Origin of the sequence: Neisseria sp. P0013.S005 (assembly GCF_051958425.1) — a bacterium.
Lineage (GTDB): Bacteria > Pseudomonadota > Gammaproteobacteria > Burkholderiales > Neisseriaceae > Neisseria > Neisseria subflava.
Genome location: NZ_JBQCVL010000044.1, coordinates 1 through 459 on the forward strand (window position 1 = coordinate 1; position 459 = coordinate 459).

A 459-nucleotide genomic window follows, 5' to 3' on the forward strand; every position below is an offset into this window, starting at 1 on the left:
GACTACTCGGGTATCTAATCCCGTTTGCTACCCTAGCTTTCGTGCATCAGCGTCAGTAAAGACCCAGTGAGTCGCCTTCGCCACCGGTGTTCCTGAGGATATCAACGCATTTCACCGCTCCACCCTCAGTTCCACTCACCTCTGTCTTACTCTAGCAAAGTAGTATCGAGTGCAGTTCCATAGTTAAGCTATGGTATTTCACACCCGACTTACTCCACCGCCTACGCACCCTTTAAGCCCAGTAATTCCGAATAACGTTCGTGAGACTCGTCTTACCGCGGCTGCTGGCACGAGTTTAGCCCTCACTTCCTCTGCGTATTAGTCAAATTTGGATATACACCAAATTTTCCTCCACACTGACAGCGGTTTACAACCCGAAGGCCTTCATCCCGCACGCGGCATCGCTTGGTCAAGCTTGCGCTCATTGCCAAAAATCCTCGACTGCAGCCACCCGTAGGC

General features: G+C 51.6%; 1 rRNA gene. It reads right to left on the bottom strand.

The features are described from left to right. Nucleotides 1–459 (bottom strand): 16S ribosomal RNA (locus ACTHTA_RS11420); the annotation flags it as partial.